Source organism: Sorangium sp. So ce362 (assembly GCF_051519845.1).
Taxonomy (GTDB): Bacteria; Myxococcota_A; Polyangia; order Polyangiales; family Polyangiaceae; genus Sorangium.
On sequence record NZ_CP150332.1, the window covers coordinates 10390964 to 10412364 of the forward strand.

Here is a 21401-nt window from a genome sequence, read left to right on the forward strand (position 1 = left end):
CCGCACTTTCTTGGCCCACCTCCCCAGCATCCGCTACCGACGCACGAGAGCAGCGGAGGTGGACCCGGAAGTATCGGGTGAATCGCCGCGGCTCGCTAGGGAGACAGCGATGGGCCCGAGCGCGGCGTACAAGGTGGAGGGGCTTTGCGACGGGGTGCCGGCGCCGAGCGGCGCGGAGGGGCGCAGACAGGAGCATCAGAGCCTCTGCAACGCGCCCACGATGCCGTTCAGCTCGCACCCGAGCCTCGTGGTGGAGGAGCCGACGGAGTCGAGGCCCTGGTGTGTCGACCACGGCGGCTGGCTCGAGGCGATGAGCACGGTCGCGCTGTGGCGCGCGCTGGAGGTGGGGGAGCTCGCCCACAGCACGCGCGTGTGGCGCGAGGGCCTCGAGTGCTGGACGGCCGCCGGCGAGGTGAAGGCGCTCGGCTGGACCATCTCCCAGCCGCCCCCGCCCCACGAGGTGCCCGCCGTCTCCGCCGCGAGCGAGGGGCCCGAGTCCACCGGCCCGCTCAGCTTCGCGTTGACCCCCGACGATCTCCGGTCGGTCGCGCCGCGCCACCACCGGGGCGGCCCTGCGAGGCCTCGCGACGAGCGCGCGGACGCCTTCCCCCTCGGCCCGTTCCCGCTGGCCGAGGCGGCGGCGCGGCACGAGACCCCTCCGCCGCCGATTTCGCTCGAGATCCCCTCGTGTTTCCCGGCGGTCCCCTCGTTTCCGCCCGACACGCTCCCGAGCCCCGGGGCTCCGGTGCCTGGCGCCGCGCAGCTCGGGTCCGGGCCGGCGCGCGGCGGGCGTGACGCGGACCAGGCGCCGCGCGGGCGCGCGTCGGGCACCTGGTCGCGGCTCGCGCGGCGCGCCCGCGCCTCTCGCAGCGCGGTCTCGCTCGCTGCGGGCAGCGCGGCGAGCGTGCTCGTGCTGGGCCTCTCGGTGCTGAGCGCGCTCGCCCCCGCGACCGCGCCCTCGAGAGCCGCGGTCGCGCCGGCGGCGCGCCTCGGCGTCGCCCAGGGCGTCGCGGCGGCCGCCGCCGAGGCCTTCCTGCCTGCCCCGGAGCTCGCCGGGGCGGCCCGCGCCGCGGCCCCTTCTGCCGCGGCGCCCGGGCCAACCCCGGTAACCGCGGTGCCCGAGGGCGCCCGCGCGGCCTTGGAAGGGGGCGCCGATGCGCCAGCGCTGCCGCCGCAGGGGACGGAGAAGGCTCCTCCGGCCGGCGCGAAGCCGGCGCCCGTGGGTCGCCGTGAGCGCGGGCAGTTCCGCCTGCGGCGAGGTCGGTCCGAGGGGGACGCCGCGCGTGGCGGCGGCCGTCCGGGCCGCGCACCCGGCTCGTCGGTCGGGACGGGTGCCATTCTGCGCGACTCGCGCTAAGGTGCGCGCCGCGCGGCGGTCAGCTCCGATCCGCGGCACTCCGGCGTCGTTCAAGGGCAGGACGGGGGACTTTGAATCCCCTAATCGTGGTTCGAATCCACGCGCCGGAACCAATCGAGCGCCCGCGCTCTCTGAGGGGGGATCGTGATGGGCGATCTCCATCGAGCGCACGGGAGCGCCTCCGGCGCGGCCGCACGGCGTCGCTGGCGCGTCGGGCGCCGCTGCCTGCTCGCTATTGTCTGGCGCGGTCGAGCCGGGGTTGTTTACCGTGGTCTCACCGAAGGCTCTGCGCCTGCCGCGGGGCGGGGGCGAGACCCTGGATCCTGGAGGACCGGACGGCGTGGCGAGCGATGAAGGGGACCGCGTACGCGGATCCCCGCCCCATGCAGATGCGGACCGCGTACGCGGATCCCCGCCCCATGCAGATGCGGACCGCGTACGCGGCGCGTCGCCCCGTGCAGATGCGGACCGCGTACGCGGCGCGTCGCCCCGTGCAGATGCGGACCGCGTACGCGGCGCGTCGCCCCATGCCGATGCGGACCGCGTACGCGGCGCGTCGCCCCATGCAGATGCGGACCGCGTACGCGGCGCGTCGACCCGTGCAGATGCGGACCGCGGCGCCTCGATCCGTGCAGGCGCGGCTCGCGGCGTCCCGATTCCTGTGGGCGTGGAGCCCGAGCGCGAGCCCACGGCGCCCGTCGAGGTGAACGAGGCCCAGTTCATCGCGCGGCTCGTCGCGCGTGATGAGAGCGCGTTCAACGAGCTCGTGATCATGTACGAGCGCCGCGTGTTCGCGCTCGTCTACCGCATGCTCGGCCGGCGCGACGAGGCCGAGGACCTGTCCCAGGAAGTCTTCGTGCAGGTCTTCAAGGCGATCGACCAGTTCCGCGGCGAATCGAAGCTCTCGACCTGGATTTACCGCATCGCCGTGAACCTCTGTAAGAACCGGACGAAGTACCTCTCGCGGCGGCACGCCGACGCCCAGGACGACGTCGACGCCATGGCCGAGCGGGTGCCGCTGTCCGCCGCGAAGGGCGTGAGCGTCGGCGATGTGAGCCGCCCCGACGAGCTCGTCGAGGGGATGCAGCTCGAGGCGGTCGTGAAGCACGCCATCGGCCAGCTCGATCCCGAGTTCCGCGAGGCGCTCATCCTTCGCGACGTCGAGGACATGTCCTACGAAGAGATCGCCTCGGTGACGGGTTTACCGGACGGGACTGTGAAGAGCCGGATCCATCGCGCGCGCGGGCAGCTCCGCGCGCTGGTCGAGAAGGTGATGGGCGAGAAGGTGAGAGGCGGGAAATGAGCGGAGCGGACGACCCCAGGCGTACGGGGCAAGCCGAGGAGCCGGCCGCTTCGGGCGTGGAGAGCGGCAGCCATCCCACGCCGCCCCCCGCGGAGGTGTCGCGCGACACCTCCGCGCCGCCGCGCGACACCTCCGCGCCGCCGCGCGACATCTCCGCGCCGCCGCGCGACACCTCCGCGCCGCCGCGCGACCTGCCCGACGACGCTGATCTGCCTGACGACGGCGATCTTCCGCTGGTCGACGAGATCGATCTACGCGAGCTGGTCCGCGGCGCCATGCGCGCGCCCCCTGCGGCGCCGCCGGGCTTGCTCCGCGGTGTGCAGCGGCGGATCCGCACGCGCTCACGCGGCAAGTTCTACGGGGACGGCTGGAGCACCGCGCGCTCGCCGCGCTCGACCTACCTGATGACGAGCCTGTTCATGCTTGGCCTCATCGCCTTCGTCTTCCTCGTCCTGGTCCCCTGGAGCGGCGGCGCTCTTCCCTGAGCGGCGCCCTCCCCTGAGCGCCGCTCCCCCGGACCGCCGTTTGCCGAGCGGCGGTCACCCGCACAGGAGACGGGCCCAGATCGGCGTTTTCGGCGCGGAGGCGTACTCCAGTACGCCGAGCACCGAAAACGTCGAGGTGGGCCCGTATCCGCAGCGGGTGACCGCCGCTCACTGGGTCCAGCGGACGAGGACGCAGGTGACGTTGTCGGGGCCGCCGTTCTCGTTCGCGCGCTCGATCAGCTTCGCGGTCGCGACCTGGATGTCCTGGTGCTCGATCAGGATGTGGGCCATCTCGGCGTCGCTCACCGGGCCGGAGAGACCGTCGGAGCAGAGGATGTAGGTGTCGTTCAGCTGCGGCACCTCGAAGCGGGTGTCGACCTTGACCGTGTCCTTCATGCCGAGCGCGCGCACAATCACGTTCTTGTGCGGGAAGTTCGCGATCTCCTCCGGCGTGAGCCGCTTCATCTTGATGTAGTCGTTGAGGAGCGAGTGGTCCTCGGTGAGCATCTCGAGCCGACCCTCGCGGAAGCGGTAGACCCGGCTGTCGCCGACGTGGGCGACGTAGACGCCGTCGTTCGCCGTGAAGATGCCGACGAACGTCGTCCCCATTCCCCGCTTCTTCGCCTCGCGCTGCGCCGTCTCGTAAATACGCAGGTTGGCGAGCTTGATGCCCGTGATCAGGCGGTTCTCTTCATAGCCCTTGGACCTGTCCATCTTGTAGGGCCAGGTCCGCTCCGGGTCGTCCTGCGTCTGGGCGAAGAAGTCCTGCATCGCCTCGACAGCCATCTTCGACGCGACCTCGCCCGACGCATGCCCCCCCATCCCATCGGCGACCATGAAGAGGCCGTACTCCACCATGATGCCGAAGTTGTCCTCGTTGTGGTTGCGCTTGCGCCCGACGTTCGTCTCGCCGGCCACTTCGATTCGAAACGTTTGGGACACGGATCACCCGATCGAAGGCCCCGCGCGAGGCGCGAGGCCGAATGAGAACCGCGAGCGCCCCGATAGAGCCGCTCAAGCCCGATCCTGGAGGTTCGGTTGACGCAGTGTCAACCGGATCGCGCCCGAGCGCCGAGCTTATAGAATCCCGGCGGGGGCCCACATCATTTTTCGCTTACTTGCGGTACTCTTCGGTGGCTCGGCCGCTCGAGCTCGGCGGCGGCAGCTCGGCCTCGGGCATCCTCGTCGCGGCGGCCTTCGGGTCCGGGGCGGCGCGGAGCAGCACCGTGACCTGCCGGTACTTCCCGCCGCTCAGCAAGGTCAGAGGGACCTTCTCGCCGATCGCGTGCGTGCGGATCGCGTCGGCGAGCGCCTCGGGGCTGGTGACGGGCACGCCGCCGACCGCGAGGATCATGTCGCTCGTCGCGCGATCGCCGCCCTTCAGGCGGGCCTCGTCCGCGGGGCTCCCGGGGTGGACCACCGTGACCCTGACCCCCTTGGCCACCGGCGCGGCCTCGCTGATCCCCTGGATCCCGAGCCACCCCGCGGGCTGCACCGCCGCCTTCGGCACGGCGCGGAGGAACCCCCGGATCGCGCGGATCGGCGCGCCGAAGGCGACCGGCGTGCAGGGCTTGCCCTCGTTCGGAGCGCAGCCGCGCCCGAGGACCGCGACCACGCGGCCGTCCTCGTCGAGGATCGGCGCGCCCAGATCGAGCGGCGAGATGCGCGACCCGAGCTCGATCGCGTCGTCGAGCTGCCGGTCGTCGCCGCCGAGGAGCGTCCGGCGCGATCGCAGCACGAGCGGGACGGCCGCGACCTTGCCGCGCGCCGCCGAGAACGAGCGGATCTGCGCGTCCGGCCGCACCGGATCGCGCGACGAGGCGGTGAGCCCCTCGGTCCACCTGCCGGTCTGCGGCACGAGCAGCGCGAGATCCCACACGCGGTCGTGGTGGCCGAGCTTCACCCGGACGGTGGTCCCGTCGGCGAGGCGCGCCGTGAGGTCGTTGCCCGCGCCGAGCGGCGAGAGCGCCGTCAGGATACGCCCGTCGCCGGCGAGCACCGCGCCGAGGCCGAGGACCTGCCCGCCCCGCTCGACGATCGCCACGCCGCGCGCGGCGCGCTCCTCGACCGACGGCTCCGCCTTGTCCCGGTCCCTGTCCTTCTCGGCCGGGCCCCGCTTCGGATCCACCGGGGCCGCCTTCCTCTCCTTCACGCCCACGTCGGCGCGGGCCGGGAGCACCCCCCGATTGCGCGCCTTCTGGGCCGGCGGCGGCGCCTCGTCCTCCGCCTCCTCCTGAGCTGGCTCCTCGTCCGGCGCGCCCTGCGCGAGCGCCGCGGGCGAGGCGAGCGCGCCGGCGAACGACGCGGCGAGGGCGAACGCCAGCGACCGTCTCCATCGCTTCACAGGCGACGTGTCAACGGGAGCGCTCGACCCGGCCCCCCCGGGCACGGTGGCCTTCGCGAAAACAGACGGGCTTGTCTCATTCATAAGCGCGGCTCCTGAGGCGACCTGCCGATTCTGCTGCGGCTGGGATCGTATTGCAAAAGGCAAAGGCCGGACCGCCCGGTACGGTGGGATCGGGCACCGGAGCCCGCCGGGGGCGGGGGCGAAAAAAATCCGGTCACGAACGCGGGGGACGGGGGCACATGGCCGGCGATGAGGCAGCGATGGCAGCTGGGTTAGCGCTCGTAGGGGCGGGGGTCGACGCGCGGACCGAGGGCGACACGCGGACCGAGGGCGACGCGCGGGCGGACGAGGCTCGGGCGATCGAGGGGCTGATCGGGGCAGGCGACTTCCGGGAAGCGCTGTCGCGGTGTGCGAGGGCCTACGCCCTGCCGCTGGGCCGGCTGTGCATGGCGTTCACCGGGTCGCAGGCCGAGAGCGAGGAGCTGGTGCAGGAGACGCTGCTCGCGGCGTTCGATGCCTTCCCTCAGTACCGCGCCGAGGGGAGCGTGCGGGCCTGGCTCTTCGGGATCGCGCGGCGCATCTGCGGGCGGCACACGGAGCTCAGGGCGCGGCGCGAGGCGCGGCTGCGGCTCGTGCACGACACGCGGCCGCGGCCGGATGCGAGCGAGCTCGCGCTGGAGCGCGAGCGGGCCGAGCGCGCCCGCGCCGCGCTCTCGCGGCTCAAGCCGAGCGAGCGCGAGGCGGTGGTGCTGCGGTTCGACGCGGGGCTCTCCTTCAAGGAGGTGGCCATCGCGTGCGGGATCGACGAGGCGGCGGCGCGCAAGCGGGTCAGCCGCGCGCTGGTGCGGCTCAGGGCCGATCTGGGCGAGGAGTGAGGGCGATGAGCGCGACAGGAACGGGTTCGGCTGGGCTGTGCGGCGAGGTCGAGGAGCAGCTCGCGGAGGTGCTCGACGGGACGGCGCGGCCGGCGCTGTACGAGCACATCGCCGGCTGCGACGCGTGCCGCGACCTGCGCCACGACGCGACGCGGGCCGCGGAGCTCGCGGCCGCGGCGGGCGCGGACTTCCGGCCGGCGGGCGACTTCGCCGAGGCGCTGCTCCGGCGGCTCGAGGCGGCGCGGCCCCCGGAGGGCGCGTCGAGCGGCGCCGTCCTCAAGGCGGTGCCCGAGGCGCGCACCGGGGAGGCGCGCACGGGCGAGATGCGCGCGGGGGAGGCGCTGGCGGACGCGCGCGCAGGCGACATGACCGACGCGCGCACCGCCGTCATGACCGACGCGCGCACCGCCGTCATGACCGACGCGCGCACCGCCGACATGACCGACGCGCGCACGGGCAGCTCGCCCGCCGGCGCGCACGCCGGCGGAGCGCGCCCCTCCAGCCCGGAGCGGGCCGCACCGGCGCCGCGCCGCGCGCGAGGCGCCGTCTTCGGGCGGCGCTCGGCCATCGGCGCCGCCGCCCTGGCCGCCGCGGCGGCGATGACGGCCGGGGTCGTCCTGCTGCGCAGCGGCGAGGAGACGCCGGCCGTCGCCGTGACCGCGGGCGCGCCGTGGTCGGGCAAGGTCGCCTCGGTCTCGCGCGCGTCGGCCGACAAGTCGGGCGGCCTCGAGGCGTGCGACGCCGCGGGCGCCTGCGCGCCGCTCGCCGCGGGCGCGGCGCTCCCGGAGGGCGCGATCCTGCGCACCGACACGCGGACGCGCGCGCACCTCGCGCTCGCGGACGGCTCCGCGCTCGCCATCGACCGCGGCTCGCGCGTGTGGGTCGCCGGCGACGCCCGCCGCGCGCGGGTCGAAGCCGGCGCCGTCGTCCTCGACGTCGCCCCGGCCCCCGGAGCGCCGCCCGCGCGCATCCAGGTGCCGCACGGCGAGATCGAGGTGCTCGGGACGAAGCTCGCGGTCACCGCGAGCGCCGGGCGCGCCTCGGTCGAGGTCGCGCGCGGCGCCGTGCGCGTCACCGGCGAGCAGGGCGAGCCCGTCGAGGTGCGCGCCGGCGAGGAGGCGACGCTCGCGAAGGGCGCCGCGCCGGAGGTCGCGATCGCGACCTCGATCGCCGACACGCTTTCGTGGAGCGACCGCTCCGCCGAGGAGGCCGACGCGCCGGCGCTCCGCGGCCTCGGCGAGCTCAGGGCGCGCAAGCCGGGCGCGACGCAGGAAAAGGAGCGGGCCGTGCGGCTCGCGAAGCACGCGGTCAAGGTGCGGATCGTCGACGTCGTCGCCCGGACGGAGATCGACGAGACCTTCGCCAACGACACCGACGAGGAGCTCGAGGGCATCTTCCGCTTCCCGCTCCCGCCGGGCGCCCAGATCGAGCGGCTCGCGCTCGAGGTGGACGGCAAGCTCATCGAGGGCGCGTTCGTCGACCGCGACCGCGGGGCCGCGATCTGGCGCGGCGTCCTCCAGAACGCCGCCCCCAAGGCGCCCAAGCCGCGCGAGGAGATCATCTGGGTCCCGGGCCCGTGGCGCGACCCCGCGCTGCTCGAGTGGCAGCGCGGCGGCCGGTTCGAGCTCCGCATCTTCCCCATCCCGAAGCGCGGCTCGCGCCGCGTCGTGCTCACCTACACGCAGCTCGTCGAGCAGTCGGGCGGCGTCCGGCGCTTCACCTACCCGCTCGCGCACGACCAGAGCGGCACGACGAACATCGGCGACTTCTCGCTCGACCTCCAGGTGCTCGGCCACGACCGGGCGTTCGGCGTCGAGACGCGCGGCTACGAGCTCGCCGCCGCGCCCGCGGAGGGCGCGGCCGACCGGCGTGCGCTGCACGCCCAGGGGTTCACGCCGGCCGGCGACCTCACGGTCGAGTACGCGCTCCCCGATCGCGCTCGGCCGGTCACCGCGTGGGCCTACCGAATGCCTCCCGCCGCGGCGCCGCAGCCGCCCGCGCTCCGCGCCGCGGGCGCGCCGAAGAACGCCGGCGCGGCGAAGGGCGACGGCGCGGAGCACGAGGCGTCGCTCGCCGCGGCGCGGGCCATCGCCAGCGACACGTCGCCCTACGTCGCGATCGCGATCCGGCCCCGGCTCCCCCGCTGGGAGGAGACGACCTCGCGGCGCCACGCGATCGTCGTCGACTCGAGCCGGTCCATGGTCGGCGAGCGCTTCGCCCGCGCGACGCGGCTCGCCTCGTCGATCGTCCGCGAGATGGACCGGCGCGACGAGGTCGTCGTGATCGCGTGCGACACGCTCTGCCGCTCCCTCGGCGAGGGCGGCCAGGGCGGCGCCGCGCGGCCCATGGCCCCCGGCGCCGCGTCGGCGGGCGAGGTCGAGCGCTTCCTCGGGGGCATCGAGCCCGACGGCGGCAGCAATCTCGCCGCCGCGATGATCGCCGCGCGCGCCGCCGCCGGCCCGCTCGACGGCAAGGAGCTCCGGATCCTCTACCTCGGCGACGGCACGCCCTCGGTCGGCCCGACGCGCCCCCTCCACATCGAGGCCGCGGTGCGCGGCGCCGTCCCCGCGGACGGCGCCGCCGTGATCGCGGTCGCGCTCGGGAGCGACGCGGACACGACGTCGCTCAGGGCGCTCGCGCGGGGCGGCGGCGGGGTGATGGTCCCCTACGTGCCCGGCCAGAAGGTCGCGAGCGCGGCGCAGTCGGTCCTCGGCGCCGCCTACGGCCTCGCGCTGCGCGATCCGGAGCTCGAGCTGCCGCCCGGCCTCACCCAGGTCACGCCGGCGCGGCTCGACCCGATCCGCGCCGGCGGCGAGGCGCTCGTCGTGGCCCGGATGAGCTCCGGCGCCGACGTCACCGGCGCGATCCGCCTCCGGGGCCGCGTCTCGGGCGAGCGCTTCGAGCAGACCTACCCCGTGAGCATCGTCGCCGGCACGGGCGCGGGCAACGCCTTCGTCCCGCGCCTCTACGCCGCGGCGAAGATCGCGGAGCTCGAGGAGACCGGCGGCGACGCGCAGAAGCCCGCGATCATCGAGCTGTCGCGGCGCTTCTCCGTGGCGAGCCGGTTCACGTCGCTGCTCGTCCTGGAGAGCGAGGCGATGTTCAAGGCGTTCGGCCTCGAGCGGGACGGCATCGCCTCCGCCTTCACGGGCGAGGAGCAGGCCCAGGGCGTGAGCGCGGGCGCCGAGGGGGAGCAGCCCGACGACGCGGCGGACGAGAGCGCTGCGGAGGAGAGGAAAGGGGCCGGGCACGCGGGGGACCTCGGCCTGTCGGGCAGCGGCTTCGGCGGCGGCGGCCGCGGCTGGGCGCAGGGGAACGCAGCGCCGGCTCGCAGGTCGGCTGGCGCCGCCGCACCCTCGCGGCCCGCCCGCCCCCTCCCCGACATGCCCGCGAACCCGTTCGAACCCCTCTCGGCCCCGCTCGACGGCGCCCCGCCGGCGCCGGCGCCGACGACCGCCGCCCCCACGGTGCCGCCGTCGGCGGAGCCCTTCCCCGGCGACCGCGCCCGGAAGGCCGCGCGCGATGACGCCGAGGAATGGTCGCGCCCGCGGCCGCGGCGGATGATCCCGATGCGCCGGGTGTTCGATCGCAAGGTGAGCTTCGACGCGACGAACACGCTCGCGCCCGGGAGCGCCGCGAAGACGGCGGAGGCCGAGGCGACGCTCGCCGCGGCCCCAGACAGCCGCGACAGGACAGCGGGCCTCTACGCGCTCTACGCCACGACCGGCCGGCTCGGCGAGGCCCAGGAGCTGACCGCGCGCTGGAGCGGGCGCGACGCGCTCGACCCCGACGCGCTCATCGCCCGCGCCGACCTCGCGGCTCGCCAGGGCGATCGCGATCGCGCCGTGCGCATCCTCGGGGGCCTCGCCGACGTGCGCCCCGGCGACCGGGCGATCCAGACGCGCCTCGCCGAGCTCTGGGACGCGGCGGGCCGGCCCGCGTACGCGTGCCAGCACCGGGTGGCGCTCGCCGACCTCGCGCCCGCCGACGCGAAGCTCGTCGCCGCCGCGGTCCGGTGCGCCGGCGAGGGCGGCATGAGCGAGCTCGCGGGCCAGCTCCGCCTCGACCTGACCTCGGACGTCCGGGCGGCGGTCGACAGCCGGCTCGCGCGGCCGGACGCGCCGCCGTCCGCGGACCTGCCCGGCGACGTGCGGCTCAGCGCCGAGTGGACCGGCGGCGCCGACCTCGACCTCGCGCTCATCGACGCGCAGGGGCGGCGCCTCTCCTGGATGGGCTCCCCCCTCGGGCCGCTGGGTGTACGCTCGCGCGACGCGACGAGCACGCGCTCGGAGTCGCTCGCGCTGCGGAGCCTCCCCAGGGGGAGCTACATCGTCGAGATCGCGCGCGCGTCGGCCGGCGACGGCGCCTCGCCGTCCGCCCTCTCCGGCGCGCTCGGCGCCGTGCGCGGCGAGCTGACCCTTCGCCTCGCGGGAGAGACCCGCAAGGTGCCCTTCACGCTCGAGGGCGCGCGCGTCGAGCTCGGCACGGTGCGCGTCTTCTTCACCTCCCGCCTGGTGCCGGTCGACGACTGACAAGCGCGCCGCTCTGACGGGAGTGACCCCCGCCCACGCGCTGCCCCCTTGTCTGAACACCCCTCCCGACGCATCGCCTGAACAGCCTTTCCGGCGCACGCCCAGGCGCGCTCGCCCGGGGATCGAAAGGATCCCCCGCCGCGCTCGTGTCGCGAGGAGATCCCCGATACAGTTTCGACATGAATCCGCTCGTCCCGGACTTCATCCTCGAACAGGACGCCGAAGGGCAATACGCGGGAGCCGTTGACGCGGCGGTCCTGCATGTATCGCTGCCGGCCGTCGTGGAGCTCGCCGAGCAGATGATCGCGCGTCAGGCGATCGATCCGGACGCGCTGCGCGCGCTCTTCGATCCGCTCTTCGAGGCCGTGCACCAGTCGGGCGGGTTCGTCGCGGCGTTCTCGCCCGGCGGCGGGTTCACCGCGCTCTTCCCCGATCGGCCGGGGCGGAACGTCACCCGGCACGCGCGCAGCGCGGCCCTCGCGATGCGGCGCAACCTCCTGGAGCTCGCCGCGCGACGCGCGCTCGGCGCCGGCGGCGCGCAGATGCCGTTCAGGATCGGGCTCGCGTGGGGCTCGGTCCACTGGACGATCGTGCGGATCGCCCACGATCGCGCTTATTTCCTGCTCTACGGCCCCGCGGTCGAGGCCTGCCAGGCGACCGATCGCGGGGTGGACGATAGCGAGCTCCACCTCGATCGCAGCTTCCGCGAGCGGCTCCCCTCGGCCCGGGAGAGCGTGGCGGAGCTCGACGAGGCGGATCTCCTGACCGAGCCCCCCTCGCTGACGGTCGACGCGACCCCGACGGACGCGGACGCCGAGGCGTTCCTGCCGCCGGGCGCGGGAGATCTCGCCCCGCAGGGCGAGATCCGCGAGGTGACGACGGTCTCGCTCTCGCTCGATCGGGTGGCGAGCCCGACGGAGCTCATTCAACAGCTGCACGAGATCGCGGCGATGTACGGCGCCACGTTCGCCGGCATGAAGGTGACGGAGCGCGGCTTCGGCGCGCTGTTCTACTTCGGCGTGCCCGTCGCGCACGAGAGCGATCACGATCGCGCCCTCGACTTCGCGCTCGAGCTCAAGAGCAACGGCCTCGGCGTGCCCCGCCTCGCGGTGGGCATCACCCGCGCGCGCTGCCTGGTCGGCTTCTTCGGCGCCGGGGGCCGCCGCGAGTTCGCCTGCCTCGGCCGCGCCGTCCACCTCGCCGCGCAGATCGCGCGCAAGGGCGCGCCGTCGTCGATCTGGGCGGACGAGCGCGCGTTCCTCGCGGGCGAGGCGAGCCACCAGTGGTCGACCGAGAACATCTTCCGGTTCGACGGGTTCGACCTGCCGATCCTCGTCTACTCGCTCGAGCGGCGGCGCATCGCCGTGCAGGAGGAGTTCTACGATCTCGGCCCGATCGGCCGCGAGGCCGAGCTCGACCGGCTCACGCGCGCGCTCGAGCCCACCTTCGCCGGGCGCTCCGCCGGGGTCGTGTACATCCTCGGCGAGGCCGGCATCGGCAAGAGCTACCTCGTGCACAGCTACCGCCACCAGCGCTCGCAGCTCATGGACATGCGCCCGCTCCTGTGGATCGAGGCCCGCTGCGATCAGACGCTGAAGGCCCCGCTCTACGCGTTCGAGTTCGCGCTCAAGGAGTACCTCGGCATCTCGTCCGAGATCGGCCAGCGCGCGAAGCAGGCGGGGCTCGATCTCGCGCTCCAGCTCCTCCTGGAGCGGCTGCCCGAGGCCTGGACCGAGGTGCGGCAGGGGATCGACGGGTCGCGCGAGGCGCTCGCGCGGCTGCTCAGGCTGCGGGGCGAGGAGCCGGCGACGCCGGAGGCCGAGGCCGGGCGGCGCGACGAGGCCCTCGCGGCGCTCTCCGCGCTGCTCGTCGCCGAGAGCTCGCTGCAGCCGGTGGTCGTGCACCTCGACGACGCGCAGTGGGCGGATCCGACCTCGCTCGAGGCGGTGCGCGCGATCACGTCCGCCTGCCGGGATCTGCCGCTCGCGGTGATCTGCTCGGCGCGGCCAGCGAGCGAGGGGGGGGACGTCCGCATCCCGCTCGACGCCGGCATCCCGTCGCAGGTCATCGAGCTCGCGCCGCTGCCGCAGGAGCGGCTGCACGCGCTCGCGGAGCCGTTCTTCGGCGGCCCGATCCCCACGATGCTCGAGTCGCTGCTCGGCCAGACCGCGGGCGGCAACCCGTTCTTCGCGCAGGAGATCCTCGCGTACTGGCTGGAGGACGGCCGCTACGGGTCGACCCACGAGGCCGCGCGATCGAGCCGGTTCATGCCGCCGCGGACCGTGAACAGCCTGCTCGTCGCCCGGCTCGATCGGCTGGAGCCGCGGATGCGGCAGACGGTCATCTCCGCGGCGGTGCTGGGGCGCGAGTTCGACACGCGCGTGCTCGCCCGGATGATCCCGGACGCCTCGGCCCTCGTGGAGGGCCTGCGCTTCGGCGAGGCGCAGCGGATCTGGTCGCGGATGGGGGAGCACCGCTTCGAGTTCTGCACGGTGCTGATCCGCGACGCGGCGTACGGGATGCAGCCGAAGGCGGCGGCGGAGCGGCAGCACCGCCTCGCGGCCGAGGCGATCGAGGCCGTGTACGGCGACGATCTCGAGGACCAGCGCGCGGCGCTCGACAGCCACCGGAAGCTCGCGGGCTGAGCGCGCCCGGCGGCTCTGGCCAGCGGCGCGTGGAACCCCCTCGACGCCGCTTGCGAAGTGCGGCAACGGTCTGCGCATGAGCACGGCCCATCAAGAGGCTCACGCGGCCGCGGCGCACGACGTGAGCGACCACCACGGCTTCGACGGGGAGCCCGCCCGCGCGCTGCCGGCCGACGAGCCGCCGACCCCGAGCTGGCTCCCCCCGCTGGGGCTCGCGCTCTTCGCGGTGGCGGGCGTCACGTTCCTCGTGATGAGCAGCGACGGCAGCGCCGCGGATCAGGCCGCACCGACCGGCGCGCGCCCGGCGCCGGCCGATGCCCGCCCGGCGACCGCGGTGGGCGCGCGCCCGGCGCCTGGGGCCAACGCGCGCCCGGCGCCTGGAGCCGACGCGCGCCCGGCGGGAGCGCGCCCGGTCGCGCCGACCGGGCCCGCGTCGGGGCCCGCCGCGGAGACCCTGCGCGCGGCGGCCGAGCGCGCGAGGGAAGGCGGCGCCGCGGCCCCCGCCGCGCCGGGACCGGCGAACCTGCGCAAGCTGACGCCCCAGGAGGTGGACGCCGTGCGCAAGCGTATGGATGCGCGGCAGAAGGACGCCGCGAAGGCGCCGCCGCCGGCTCCGCCGAAGTGAGCGAGCCGGTGGTGGACACCGCCGCCGCGCGGATGCGCACGGTGCTCGTGCTCGGCGCGGGCACGATGGGCCAGGGGATCGCGCAGGTCACGGCGATCGCCGGCTACGTGACGCGCCTCCACGACGTGGACGCCGCGCGCATCGGCGCGGCGATCGAGGACATCAAGCGCGCGACCGATCGCCTCGTGCAGAAGGGCAAGATGCTCAACGAGGCGCGCAGCGAGATGATCGGGATGCTGGTCGCGTCGCCGGATCTCGCGCGCGCGGCGGCGGACGCCGATCTCGTGATCGAGGCGGTGCCCGAGCGGATGGACCTCAAGGTGGAGGTGCTCGGCCGGGCGAAGGCGGCGGCGCCGGAGGGGGCGCTGCTCGGCTCGAACACGTCGAGCCTGAGCATCACGGAGCTCGGCCGCCGGCTCGGGGCGGGCGCGCGCACGGTCGGCCTGCATTTCTTCAACCCGCCGCCGGTGATGGAGCTGCTCGAGGTGGTGCGGGGGCTGGAGACCGACGAGGCGACGGTGACGGCGGCGGTGTCGGTGGCGAGGCGCCTGGCCAAGACGCCGATCGTGGTGAGCGACACGCCCGGCTTCGCGACGAGCCGGCTGGGCGTGGCGCTCGGCGCGGAGGCGATGCGGATGCTCGAGTCCGGGGTGGCGTCGGTGATCGACATCGATCGCGCGATGGAGCTCGGGTACCGGCACCCGATGGGGCCGCTGAAGCTGACGGACCTCGTGGGGCTGGACGTGCGGCTCGCGATCCTGGAGCACCTGCACCGCGAGGTGGGGGAGCAGTTCCGGCCGCCGGTGATCCTGCGGCAGATGGTGCGGGCGGGGAAGCTCGGGAAGAAGACGGGAGAGGGGTTCTACCGGTGGACCGAGGCGGGGGCCCAACCCGTCGAGGGCGGCGGCCGGCGCCAGCTCCTAAAGTAAAGGGAGGGTGGTCGAGAGGGCAGCGGGGGTGGCGTCCGGCTCGCCACACCACGCGAAGAAGGAAGAGGTTGATTCCCCCGAAGTTCGATGACCGCTTGATTCGCTCATCCTCTTCACGCGCCGCCTCGCGTCCCCTGTTTCAATGCGACTCTGCGAGGATAACGGAGGCAGCCTGCTCGATCTGGAGTGGCCACGTTCCTCGCGCGGCTCGACGCCCTCGAGAGCGGCGCCGGCCCGGACCGCGTCGGGACGAAGCAGAGCGACAAGAAGGCCGTCACTTTCCTCGCGACCCGCGGCCTCGACAAGGACGAGCGCAAGCGCCTCAGAGGCCTTGTCGACGTGGCGCTCGGCCCGACATCCCCTCTTCCCGAGCAAACCGAGCTCCCCGAGATTGCGCGCCGGCGCGCGCGCGAGATCCGGCGGCGGAGACCTTTGCGTGCGCGTCCGAACCCCTCTAGCGTACCATCGAGGCCCTCGCGCACGCAACGACGGGCCTCCACCCCCCATACCGGCACCTCGCGCGCGCCGCGCCTGCCCCGGCGGAAGCGCAGGCCATCCAACGCGCGCGCGACGCGCGGCGCCCGCCGCGCGCAGCCGAGGACGCGCTACCGGTTCCGCGTGTCCTTCTTGGCGTTCTCTTCCGCCTCTTTCTGGCGCTCGGCCTCGCGCTGGACGATGCGCTCCTTGACCGCGACGTAGTCCTTCTCGTCCTTCACCCGCCGGTCGATCTGCTTCTGCCGCTCGGTCGCCGTCGCCGGATAACCGCCCGCCTTGGGATTGCTGGTCAGGAACGCGCCGTAGGCCCCCCACGCCTCCCTCGCCGCCTGCCAGCTCTTCTGACGCTCGCGAAGATCCGCGAGGCAGAAGAGCACCTTGGCCTGAAGCTCGTCCGGACCCTTCTTGCCGAGCGCCGTCGTCCAGGCCGCCTCGGCCTCCGCCGCATTGCCCGACTCGAGCATCGCCTCGCCGAGACGGTAAAAGCCGAGCATCTTCGAGGGATCCAGCTTGATCGCCTCCTGGAACCCTGCGATCGCGCCGGGGATGTCGCGCGCCACGAACGAGGCCTGACCCTTCAGGATCTGCTCCGTGTACGGGCTGATACCGCTGCGCCCGCTCGGATCCTTGCGCGGCGGCGAGGAAGCGGCAGGCGCAGCCTCCGGCGACTGCTGGGCGGCGACCGGTGCCACAGAGACGACGACAGCGAGAGCGAGCGACGCGATGACAGCAAGCGAGCGGTCCTGCATGCCCGCCAAGGTACCGCAGCCACGGCCCGGAGGGGAAACCTTGCTGCACAGGCCAGCGACGGTCTCCGCCGCCCCGGGAGCAGGGAGGCTCGCGGCGGCACCCCGGCGCGACACGCCACCGACCGCGCGAAACCGGCCGGCGCGCCGTCGATGCCGCGGCCCCAGTTACCTCCGCCGAGGCCTGAACGGGTCCGGCGGCTGCCCGGCATCCGGCGGGCGCCCGGCGTCCACCGGCGGCCAGCCGGCGTCCGGCCACCCCGCGTCCGCCGGCGGCCACCCTCCATCCGGGCGCCCCGCATCCACCGGCGGCCACCCTCCATCCGGCGGACCCGCATCCGCCGGCGGCCAGCCCGCGTCCGGCCACCCCGCGTCCGCCGGCAACCCGCCAGCGTCCGCAGAGCCCCCCGCGTCCGCCGGCGACCTCCCCGCATCCGCCTGCAGACCCCCGTCGACCGCCGCCGGGCTCGGCGCGCTCAGCGATACAAGCCGGCCGTCAGGCCCCGGCGGCCAGAGGAAACGCTCCTCCACGCCCGTCTTCCGGTCCACGAGCCTGGCCCAGCTCGCGCGCGGGTTGTCCGCCATCTGCACGCGGAGCCGCGCCGTCACCCCCTGATCGAACGTCGGCCGGCGCAGCAGGACGCTCGTCGGACGCTCGGGCGCGTCGCCCGTGAGCGGCACGTCGAAGCGGACCCGATCGAGCAGCTCCTGACCGACGTGAAGCTCGAGCGCAAACCGGCCCATCACGCGCGCCGTCGCCGCAGGCCGGTCGAGCGTCACCGAGCGCACACGAGAGACCGAGCTCCTGCCCTTCGCGTACTGCACCTCGAAGACCCACTGCTTCGCGCTGGGCCGCACGGCAGGATCCGGCGCATACCCGGCGCGGGGCGGCGGCGCCTTGGGCTCGGCCACGGCAATCACGCCGGCGGCAGCAAGCGCAAGGCCGGCAAGGGTCGCCAGGGCGGCACGGGCGAGAGGGCGAGACGAGGTCATCGGGCACCGGAAGGAGCCCCCGGCGGCAAGACCGCCTCGGGCGTCGCAGTCAGCACCTCTTCCCACGCGGAGCCGTCGCCGTCGAGCGCCCCCCAGAGATCCCGGAGCTCGTCGGGGACCGGCGAAAGCGCCGTGCGCTCCTCGCCCGCCTCGTCCGGCACCGTGACGCGCAAGGCGTGCAGCGCAATGCGCGAGAGCGGGAGCACGCGGCCCCGCGCCGTGGTCAAGGACCGCGCGCCGCCATGGTCGCGGTCGCCCAGGAGCGGCGCCCCCGCATGCGCCGCATGCACCCGGAGCTGGTGCGTGCGGCCCGTCACCGGATCCAGACGGAGCAGCGTGGCCGCCGCCGCGCCGCCGCCGGCCGAGGCGACCGCACGATAACGCGTCGCCGCCTGCTTCGCGCCGGCGCCGCCCACCGCAGGCAGGCTGCGCCCGCCACGCGACCGCGCCGCGCCGATGGGCGCATCCCACGTGCCCGCCCCCTCGACTCGACCCCCGGCCACGCCGACGTACACCCGCGCGATGCGCCCCGCCTCGCGCATCGCCGCGAGGTGCCGCTGGCCCCGCGGGCCCGTCGCGCACAGCACCGCGCCGCTCACGCCGACGTCGAGCCGCGAGGCCGCGTGCGGCGGCGCGCGCAGGCCGAGCAGCTCGGCGACCTCCGTGATCAAGGACCGCGTGCCCCGGCGCTCCGGCGCCGTCGGCAACGCCGCCGGCTTCGACACGACAAGGATCTCCCCCCAGCGCGCCAGCACCTCCACCGGCGGCGCCCCCGGCGCGTCGCGCCGCGCCGGCCACACGGCGAGCTCGTCACCGGGGACCACCGCGTCGTCAGGCCGCGCGCGCCGCGCGTTCAAAAAGGCGCGCCCCTCCGCCGCCGCGCCCGCGAAACCCCGGGAGGCGCCCCCCATGCGCTCGAGGACGTCCGCCACCGTGGGGCCGTCGGACGGGCCGACCTGGAAGCGCGCCGCGGTCATCCGGGCCGCGCAGCGAGCCGCGCCGCGCCGTCGCCCAGCGCGCCCCCGGCAGCGCCGTTCGACGACGGCGGCGCGGCGCGCTCGTCGAGGCGCTCGACCACGCCGCGATCGCCGTCGACCCGCAGCCGGTCGCCCGTCTTGATCGCCAGCGTCACGCCGGGCACGTTCACCACCGCAGGGATGCCGTACTCGCGCGCGACGATCGAGGCGTGCGACATGGGGCCGCCGAGCTCGGTCACGACCGCGGCGGCCACCAGGAACAGCGGCGAGAGGCCGACGTCGGTCGTGCGCGCGACCAGCACCTCGCCCGGCTCCACCGCGTCGAGCGCGGGCGCCCCCGGCTCGAGCACACGCGCCCGGCCCTCGACGACGCCAGGGCTCGCCGGCAGCCCGAGGAGACGGACCCCCGACGCAGGCGGCAGCACGACCGGCGGCGGCCGGCCGATGAACGTGGCCGGAGGATCGGGGCGGGCGGCGTCGCGCAGGTGCTCGGCGCGGCGCAGCCGCACGACGTGGCCCACGTCGGCCCGGCCGCTGGAGAGCGCGGTCACGAGCTCCTCGTAGGTGCAGAAGAAGACGCTCCCGGGGAGCAGCGAGGGCTCGATGCGCCGGAGCCGCCGGTCGATGTCGAGCGCGACCTTCCGCAGCATGCCGAGCACGCGGGCCACCCACGTGCGCATGCGCTCCCGCAGGCGCACGTAGCGCTGCGCGCGGCCGACCAGCGCGCGCAGCAGCGCGAGCTCCACCCGCGAGATGCGCGTCTCGAGCATCGCCATCTCGCGGTCGGCGAGCGCGCGGGCACGCGCCAGCGCGCGCTCCGGATCGCCGGGCGCCCCGCGCAGCGACGCGGTGAGCATCGCGATGACCGGCGCCGGGTCCTCCCGCCAGCGCGGCGTCGCGAGCTCCGCCTCGCGCACGGCGCGGTCGCCGTGCGCGTCGAGGAACCGCGCGAGCGCGTCGCGCGCCGGCCCCTCGGGCAGATCGCGCGGCCCCCTCACCTCGCCGGCGAGCAGCCGCTCGCGCGACGCCCGATCCAGCATGACGAGCTCCGCCACCCGGGCGAGCTCGATGCCCGGCCCCGCGCTGTCGAGCTCGCGCACGCCGCCCGCGAGCACCTGGGCCAGGTGCTCGACGTTGGTCTCGGCGCGCCCGGCCGGATCGTCGAAGGGCGCCTCGCCGGAGGCCGAGCGCGCGGAGGCGCGGCGGCCCGCGACCCGCTCCAGCGCCCTGCACAGCGCGAGGTAGCTCGCGAGCGACGCCGACGCGCAGTGCAGCATCAGCGTGCCGGTCCGCTCGAGCAGCAGGAAGACGCTGCGCAGCGTGGTGCCGATGGCGTCGTCCGGCAGGAGCGTCATGTCGAGCTCGGAGAGGGCGCGCTGCGCCCAGAGCGCCTCGCCCTCGTAGGCCGAGACCTCGCGCTCGAGCCGCGCGTGCCGGAGGAGGAGCCGCGGCCCGGTGAGCGGCAGCCGCGCATAGAAGCGGCGCCGCGAGACGCCCGCGCTCTGCTGGGCGAGCCGCGCGATGAGCTGCTCGCTCGCCCCGCCGCTCATGCCGAGCAGCGCCCGCGGCGAGAGCCCCGGGACCTGCGCCGCGATCTGCATGAAGGCGGTCAGGTTGAGGTAGAAGCGCCCGTACACGTTGGCGACGAGGCGCGCGCCGCGCGGCGCGCGGCAGCCGAGCGCCGCGAACGCCTCGCGGAAGCCCCGGTCGGAGAACGCGCGCGCCACCGACCAGGTGAGCGGCGTCGCCGCCCCGGGGAGCGCCTCGCCCACGTTCGCGCGCGACCAGATCGTGTCGGCGCCGCCCCCCTCGGGGAAGCCGCCGCCGCTCACCGGGCGCACCTGGAGCAGCCACACCCGCCGCGCCTCCGGCGAGGGCGCCGCCGGCGGGGAAGAGCCGTCCGCTGGCGAGGGCGAGCCGTCCGCCGGCGAGGGCGAGCCGTCCGCCGGCGAGGGCGAGCCGTCCGCCGGCGAGGGCGAGCCGTCCGCCGGCGAGGGCGAGCCGTCCGCCGGCGAGGGCGAGCCGTCCGCCGGCGAGGGCGAGCCGTCCGCCGCGGCGTCCGCGGGCGGGCGGCCGGGGTCCTCCCCCTCGACCGCGAACTCCACGTCGAACGGGCCCTTGCCGCCCTGCTCGAGCCGCTCGGCGAGCTCGACGAGCTGCCGCAGCGCGGCCTCGCCGAGCGCGGGCTGCTCGGCGCGCGCCGCGGGCACCGGGACCTCCTCGAGCCCCGTCGCGCCCACGACGAGCGCGCGCCGCTTCTGCGCCACCGCCGACGCGACGACCCTGCCGCCGTCGCGCGCGACCCGGAGGGTGTCGGCCGCCACGGCGCCGTCGACGACCGGCGCGCCGAGCCCGAGCGTGGCGTTCACGAGCCGCTCGCCGGCGCGCCAGTGCTCGCCCTCGAGCCCGGGCGGGGGCGCGGTGAAGAGCACGCCCGCAGCCTCGGCGCGCACCATCACCTGCAGCACGACCGCCATCGCGGCGTCGCGGACGCCGGCGTGCGCGAGGTAGGCGAGCGCGCGCGGCAGGAAGGCGCTCGCCCAGACCTGCCGGATCGCGGCGTCGAGCTCGGCGTCGCCGCGCACGCCGAGCACCGACGTCGCGAGCCCCGCCATCGACGTCTCGTCGCTGTCCTCGCACGTGGCGCTGGACCGCACCGCGAGGCCCCACGGCGCCTCCGGCGCGACGGCCTGCCAGAGCGCCCCCAGCGCGGCCGAGAGCGTCTCGGGCAGCGGCTCGCTCAGGATACGGTCGCGCGCCCGCGCCGCCCTGTCGACGCCCACCTTCGTGCCCGAGAGCCGGATCAGCGTGGCGAGGTCGTGCCCCCGCGGCAGCTGCCGGTCGACGAGCTCCGTGAAGCACCGCGCGTCGAGCACCCAGCCGCGCGGCACCGGGAAGCCGTCGCGCAGCAGGCGACCGAGCGAGGCCGCCTTGCCGCCGACGCGCTTCGCGCTCGTGCTACGGCGCTGGCCGGCGCTCTCGAGCGGCTTCAGCCACTCGCGCACGGAGGGCGGGTCGGTCGCGCTGTCGGCGCGGGCGATGCGTGTCGGGTCGGCCACGTCGTTGCCGAGGAAGTAACACGGTTCGGCGGC

General features: G+C 75.4%; 14 protein-coding genes and 1 tRNA gene. 9 read left to right on the top strand and 6 right to left on the bottom strand.

Features of this window, described 5'->3' with window-relative positions; genetic code table 11:
* Nucleotides 1-109: 109 nt before the first annotated feature.
* From WMF17_RS39955 to WMF17_RS39970, 4 genes are all read left to right on the top strand, one after another.
* Entirely contained in the window at nucleotides 110-1357 is a 1248-nt protein-coding gene (locus WMF17_RS39955; protein ID WP_437646360.1) for a hypothetical protein, read from the top strand.
* A gap of 39 nt (nucleotides 1358-1396) precedes the next feature.
* Nucleotides 1397-1470, top strand: a tRNA-Gln gene (locus WMF17_RS39960).
* A 554-nt stretch (nucleotides 1471-2024) separates the two neighbouring features.
* Nucleotides 2025-2660 (top strand): sigma-70 family RNA polymerase sigma factor, encoded by a 636-nt coding sequence (locus WMF17_RS39965; protein WP_437646361.1) that lies wholly within the window; start codon nucleotides 2025-2027, stop codon nucleotides 2658-2660.
* Nucleotides 2657-3145: a hypothetical protein gene (locus tag WMF17_RS39970; protein ID WP_437646362.1), complete on the top strand. Its 489-nt coding sequence runs from the start codon at nucleotides 2657-2659 to the stop codon at nucleotides 3143-3145. The genes WMF17_RS39965 and WMF17_RS39970 overlap by 4 nt, the downstream gene beginning before the upstream one ends.
* 168 nt (nucleotides 3146-3313) lie before the next feature.
* Here the strand turns inward: WMF17_RS39970 and WMF17_RS39975 are convergent, their stop codons facing one another.
* Entirely contained in the window at nucleotides 3314-4087 is a 774-nt protein-coding gene (locus tag WMF17_RS39975) for a Stp1/IreP family PP2C-type Ser/Thr phosphatase (RefSeq protein WP_437598706.1), read from the bottom strand.
* A gap of 172 nt (nucleotides 4088-4259) precedes the next feature.
* A complete protein-coding gene (locus WMF17_RS39980) occupies nucleotides 4260-5489 on the bottom strand; it encodes a S1C family serine protease (RefSeq protein ID WP_437646363.1) in 1230 nt (409 codons plus the stop codon).
* 263 nt (nucleotides 5490-5752) lie between these two features.
* On the opposite strand from WMF17_RS39980, the gene WMF17_RS39985 reads away from it, so the two are divergent.
* The 5 genes from WMF17_RS39985 (at nucleotide 5753) to WMF17_RS40005 (ending at nucleotide 15098) form a co-directional block, all read left to right on the top strand.
* Entirely contained in the window at nucleotides 5753-6367 is a 615-nt protein-coding gene (locus WMF17_RS39985) for an RNA polymerase sigma factor (protein WP_437646364.1), read from the top strand.
* 5 nt (nucleotides 6368-6372) lie between these two features.
* Nucleotides 6373-10899: a VIT domain-containing protein gene (locus WMF17_RS39990; RefSeq protein ID WP_437646365.1), complete on the top strand. Its 4527-nt coding sequence runs from the start codon at nucleotides 6373-6375 to the stop codon at nucleotides 10897-10899.
* A 179-nt stretch (nucleotides 10900-11078) separates the two neighbouring features.
* On the top strand, nucleotides 11079-13544 hold the full coding sequence (locus WMF17_RS39995) for an AAA family ATPase (RefSeq protein ID WP_437598710.1): 2466 nt from the start codon (nucleotides 11079-11081) through the stop codon (nucleotides 13542-13544).
* Nucleotides 13545-13620: 76 nt separating this feature from the next.
* A complete protein-coding gene (locus tag WMF17_RS40000; protein WP_437598712.1) occupies nucleotides 13621-14169 on the top strand; it encodes a hypothetical protein in 549 nt (182 codons plus the stop codon).
* Nucleotides 14166-15098 carry a 3-hydroxyacyl-CoA dehydrogenase family protein gene (locus tag WMF17_RS40005; RefSeq protein WP_437646366.1) on the top strand — a complete coding sequence of 311 codons (933 nt, stop codon included), beginning with the start codon at nucleotides 14166-14168 and terminating at the stop codon, nucleotides 15096-15098. The genes WMF17_RS40000 and WMF17_RS40005 overlap by 4 nt, the downstream gene beginning before the upstream one ends.
* Before the next feature lie 605 nt (nucleotides 15099-15703).
* On the opposite strand, the gene WMF17_RS40010 is transcribed toward WMF17_RS40005, so the two are convergent.
* From WMF17_RS40010 to WMF17_RS40025, 4 genes are all read right to left on the bottom strand, one after another.
* The gene (locus WMF17_RS40010; RefSeq protein WP_437598714.1) at nucleotides 15704-16342 is read right to left on the bottom strand and encodes a hypothetical protein; all 639 of its coding nucleotides are present in this window, start codon (nucleotides 16340-16342) and stop codon (nucleotides 15704-15706) included.
* Nucleotides 16343-16507: 165 nt separating this feature from the next.
* Nucleotides 16508-17251 (bottom strand): hypothetical protein, encoded by a 744-nt coding sequence (locus WMF17_RS40015; protein ID WP_437646367.1) that lies wholly within the window; start codon nucleotides 17249-17251, stop codon nucleotides 16508-16510.
* Nucleotides 17252-17328: 77 nt separating this feature from the next.
* On the bottom strand, nucleotides 17329-18309 hold the full coding sequence (locus tag WMF17_RS40020) for a pseudouridine synthase (protein ID WP_437598717.1): 981 nt from the start codon (nucleotides 18307-18309) through the stop codon (nucleotides 17329-17331).
* On the bottom strand, nucleotides 18306-21368 hold the full coding sequence (locus WMF17_RS40025; protein ID WP_437646368.1) for a PEP/pyruvate-binding domain-containing protein: 3063 nt from the start codon (nucleotides 21366-21368) through the stop codon (nucleotides 18306-18308). Before WMF17_RS40025 ends, WMF17_RS40020 begins: the two co-directional genes overlap by 4 nt.
* Between the last annotated feature and the right edge of the window lie 33 nt (nucleotides 21369-21401).

Excerpts from the sequence above, each read along its gene's own strand:
- WMF17_RS39985 (WP_437646364.1), top strand. The coding sequence starts at position 5,753 with ATGGCAGCTGGGTTAGCGCTCGTAGGGGCGGGGGTCGACGCGCGGACC.
- WMF17_RS39995 (WP_437598710.1), top strand. The coding sequence starts at position 11,079 with ATGAATCCGCTCGTCCCGGACTTCATCCTCGAACAGGACGCCGAAGGG.
- WMF17_RS40020 (WP_437598717.1), bottom strand. The coding sequence starts at position 18,309 with ATGACCGCGGCGCGCTTCCAGGTCGGCCCGTCCGACGGCCCCACGGTG.
- WMF17_RS40000 (WP_437598712.1), top strand. The coding sequence starts at position 13,621 with ATGAGCACGGCCCATCAAGAGGCTCACGCGGCCGCGGCGCACGACGTG.
- WMF17_RS39970 (WP_437646362.1), top strand. The coding sequence starts at position 2,657 with ATGAGCGGAGCGGACGACCCCAGGCGTACGGGGCAAGCCGAGGAGCCG.
- WMF17_RS39955 (WP_437646360.1), top strand. The coding sequence starts at position 110 with ATGGGCCCGAGCGCGGCGTACAAGGTGGAGGGGCTTTGCGACGGGGTG.
- WMF17_RS39990 (WP_437646365.1), top strand. The coding sequence starts at position 6,373 with ATGAGCGCGACAGGAACGGGTTCGGCTGGGCTGTGCGGCGAGGTCGAG.
- WMF17_RS40010 (WP_437598714.1), bottom strand. The coding sequence starts at position 16,342 with ATGCAGGACCGCTCGCTTGCTGTCATCGCGTCGCTCGCTCTCGCTGTC.